This window comes from Eudoraea sp. (assembly GCF_049665975.1).
In the GTDB taxonomy this organism is placed as follows: domain Bacteria; phylum Bacteroidota; class Bacteroidia; order Flavobacteriales; family Flavobacteriaceae; genus Eudoraea.
In genome coordinates this window covers 1-3,824 of record NZ_JBATGR010000010.1, presented here as the reverse complement: position 1 = coordinate 3,824, position 3,824 = coordinate 1, and the positions used below count along the sequence as shown (strand labels likewise).

Here is a 3,824-nt window from a genome sequence, read left to right as displayed (position 1 = left end):
TGGTTTCGAGATTACTCATATAGCGGGTACCAGTGCCGGTGCCATAATTGGCGCATTGTATTCAGGGGGCTCAGATTGGAAACAAATCCTGGAATTTATAAAGAAGGTGAATATTTTTAGTTTTAATAACTATGCGGTTGGCAAACCGGGGTTTGTTGATACCGAAAAATTTTATGACAAGTTCTCTGAGTTCTTTCCGTCAGATAATTTTGAGAGTCTTAAAATTCCTTTATTCATCACTGCCACTAATATTCTGGATGGGAGTTTAAAAGTTTTTGCTGAAGGAGAGCTTATAAGGCCAATATTGGCTTCAGCGGCATTTCCAGGTGTTTTTACGCCAGTAAAAATAGCAGATTCGTATTATGTAGATGGAGGAGCCTTAAACAATTTTCCAGTAGATCTGATTAAAAACTATTGTGATCAGATCATTGGGGTCTATGTAAATCCCTTTCTTAAAGTAGGGATAGATCAATTAAAATATTCTTTTAGTGTATTGGAACGTGCCTATAAGATACGCTCGGCGAAAGATTCACTTTCTAAGTTTGGAGATTGCAATCTGGTAATCTCACCCAAAGATTTGATAAATCACAGTACATTTTCCATAACTGATATGGATACCGTATTTGATTTGGGCTATAAGGCTGCCATAGCGGCTATTGAAAATCCTGATAATCTTCTAATATCCAAAAAGATTAGTTTGAAATAAATGGTTAAGTCATTTTTTAAAATTAGGTAAAAAAGAATGCCCTCCATCGAGATCTTCTACTACATGGAAGAGTTAAAGATCTTAGCCTAGACGGAGAGCATTTTAAGCAAATAATGAAATATCAACTAATTTCAATTATTTTTGGTTTTGGCTTTAGAGCCACTTCTTTTTTTGCTAGTTTAAAGCTTAGAATTCCGTCACCGTATTTGGCTTTAATTTCCTCTTCTTTTACATTTTCTGGTAAAAGCAAGGATCTTTCAAAAGCATTATAACTAAATTCTTTTCTGGTGTAATCTTCATCCTTTTCTTCCTTACTGACCTCTTTTTTTGCTGAAATATTAAGGTATCCTTCGTCAATGGTAATTTCAAAATCCTTTTTAGCAAAACCAGGTGCTGCTAATTCAATTTCAAAATGATCTTCTTTCTCCATAATATTTAAAGCAGGTTCTCCAGCTCTGGCATTCCAGAAACGATCGTTTACTAATTCACGATTCCAAAATTTGTCGTCAAAGAAATTCTCCATATCAAAAAAATCGGAGGTAATTAGGTTTCCGAAAGGTCTTGCCCTTTTTTTAAATTTAACTAGTGTCATGATATTATATTTTAGGTTAAACATTAATTGAAATACGAAGTTATAATGGTCATTTCAAATTAGGAATGATTTTGATCAGTCGCCATAAATTTATAAAGGCTTAAAAATCAAAATTATTCCATTTTAAAATGAATTGAATATATTTACAGCCTATGGATTATTTTGTAATTGCCAGTATATTGGTGTTTATTTCTGCATTCTTTGGTTATCTAAATGTAAGATTCATTAAGCTCCCGAATACGATTGGGCTTACAGTTATTACCATAATATTTACGCTGGGAATTTTTGCACTTAGTTATTTTGACGATACCGCATTAAATGCGGAACGTTACATCATTACACATATCGATTTCAAGTCTGTTTTGCTTGATGTTATGCTTAGTTTTTTGCTCTTTGCAGGGGCTCTGCATACCGATTTGCAAAAGCTAAAAGAACTAAAATGGCCTATCCTGGTTTTTGCTACTTTTGGCGTACTCGTATCTACTTTTCTCATAGGAATAGCTGTGTATTTCATGTTACAGCTAATAGGATTAGATGTGCAATTTATTTACTGCCTTCTTTTTGGGGCGCTGATATCACCGACAGATCCTATTGCCGTTTTAGGGATATTAAAAAAAGCTAATGTGCCTAAAAAGCTGGAAATAAAGATTGTGGGGGAATCACTTTTCAACGATGGTGTAGGGGTCGTAATTTTCCTAACGATTTTTGGATTGGCTAATGGTGCTGGTGGAGGCTTTTCTCTCTCAGATATTCTTTCTCTCTTTGTTCATGAGGTTGGCGGCGGATTGCTTCTCGGGGCCTTATTAGGATGGATTACATTTAGGTTAATGAAATCTATAGATGATTATGATATTGAGGTGATTATAACTTTAGCAACGGTAATGACAGGGACTGTTATTGCCCAATATTTACATGTTTATGCACCATTGGCTATGGTGGTTGCAGGATTGATTGTAGGTGGTAATACAGCAAGGCGACAGGCAATGTCTGAACTTACAGAAAGCTATGTGGATAAATTTTGGGAGCTTATAGATATTCTGTTAAACACGATACTCTTTGTTCTTATAGGAATGGAATTATTGGTTTTAGATCTGGAGCCAGAATTTGTGCTGGCCGGGCTCATGGCTATACCCATTGTCTTAATTTGCAGGTATGCCTCTTTGATTATCCCTGTAAATGTGTTTGAAAAGAGTTTAGATTTTGTTCCAAATACCAATCTAATAATGACCTGGGGAGGATTACGTGGTGCAATATCCATAGCACTGGCACTTGGCCTGACCGCAGATATGAATAGGGAATTGTTTTTGGTTATGACCTATGTTGTTGTTATTTTTTCCATAATTGTTCAGGGACTTACCGTGGGAAAGGTGGTTAAAATACTCAGAAGAAAGAATGTTGAAATTTAGCGGTTTATAGCTTTATATTGAGTAAAATAGGGCAGTGGTCAGAACCAAAGAATTCGGGTAGTATCTTTGAAGATTTTACTTTGGGCATTATGGAGTTGCTTATAAGAAAATAATCTATTCGCCATCCCGTATTTCGCTCACGGGCTTTAAAACGATAGCTCCAGTAAGTGTAGGCTATTTCATCCGGGTTAAAATGTCTGAATGAATCTACAAAACCTGAATTAATGATATTGTCCATTCCATCAATTTCTATCTGTGTGTACCCTGCAGTTTTATTATAGTTGGATTTATCATTTTTTAAGTCGATAGGCTGGTGAGCAACGTTAAAATCACCACAAACAATTACCGGTTTTATTTTCTCTTTTTCTTTTAAATATTTAAGAAAGTCTGCATCCCACTGGCTTCGATACGACAATCGGTCTAGTTGCTGGCCCGAATTCGGGACATAAACATTTATTAAATAAAAATCGGCATATTCAGCGCAGATTATTCTTCCTTCCGAATCATGTTCTGATATAGCCATATCCAAACTAACAGCAATAGGGTCAGATTTAGTTAAAATCGCGGTTCCTGAGTATCCTTTTTTTTCTGCGGAATTGCAATAAAGATGATGGTCTTTAAGGGGTAATAAGGCTTTTTCTACTTCAATATCCTGAGCCTTAGTTTCCTGAATACAAAGAATATCAGGGTCCAAATTATTGACAGTTTCAAAAAATTCTTTTTTAACGATGGCACGGATACCATTTACATTCCAGGAAATAATCTTCATTGTTAAGAATTTAATTTTAATAAAAATAACACACTTTATTCAGATAGAAGTATTTAACGGCTACTCTTAAGGACCCGAAACTAAAATGGAATTTAAACGTGTTTTCTTAATGTTCTTCCTTTATAATTTATGGATGATCCCAATAATTTTCCGATATTGCAGCCTCTTTTAGTAGGTGGTTTAATAACGCCCCATTATACTAAAATCTGGAGTGTTAGCTCAGCTGGTTTAGAGCACCGCCTTGACAGGGCGGGGGTCGTTGGTTCGAATCCAATACACTCCACATCAAGCAGAAAATCCACGCAAGTTCGCGTGGATTTTTTATACCTGCTAAACAGGAAACTTGTTCCT

4 protein-coding genes and 1 tRNA gene are annotated in these 3,824 nt (G+C 35.5%); 3 read left to right on the top strand and 2 right to left on the bottom strand.

Annotated elements, in window-relative coordinates:
- Nucleotides 1-706: patatin-like phospholipase family protein (locus WBN20_RS00475; protein ID WP_424280318.1), on the top strand; the 706-nt coding region annotated here is incomplete at its 5' end.
- 121 nt (nucleotides 707-827) lie between these two features.
- Here WBN20_RS00475 and WBN20_RS00470 read toward each other — a convergent pair.
- A complete protein-coding gene (locus tag WBN20_RS00470; RefSeq protein WP_424280317.1) occupies nucleotides 828-1,298 on the bottom strand; it encodes an Hsp20/alpha crystallin family protein in 471 nt (156 codons plus the stop codon).
- A 152-nt stretch (nucleotides 1,299-1,450) separates the two neighbouring features.
- Between WBN20_RS00470 and WBN20_RS00465 the strand changes: the two genes are divergently transcribed.
- Nucleotides 1,451-2,704 carry a cation:proton antiporter gene (locus WBN20_RS00465; protein ID WP_424280316.1) on the top strand — a complete coding sequence of 418 codons (1,254 nt, stop codon included), beginning with the start codon at nucleotides 1,451-1,453 and terminating at the stop codon, nucleotides 2,702-2,704.
- 4 nt (nucleotides 2,705-2,708) lie between these two features.
- Here the strand turns inward: WBN20_RS00465 and WBN20_RS00460 are convergent, their stop codons facing one another.
- Nucleotides 2,709-3,473, bottom strand: coding sequence for an exodeoxyribonuclease III (locus WBN20_RS00460; RefSeq protein WP_424280315.1), 765 nt, complete (start codon nucleotides 3,471-3,473; stop codon nucleotides 2,709-2,711).
- 208 nt (nucleotides 3,474-3,681) lie between these two features.
- Between WBN20_RS00460 and WBN20_RS00455 the strand changes: the two genes are divergently transcribed.
- Nucleotides 3,682-3,756, top strand: a tRNA-Val gene (locus tag WBN20_RS00455).
- The last annotated feature ends 68 nt before the right edge of the window (nucleotides 3,757-3,824 follow it).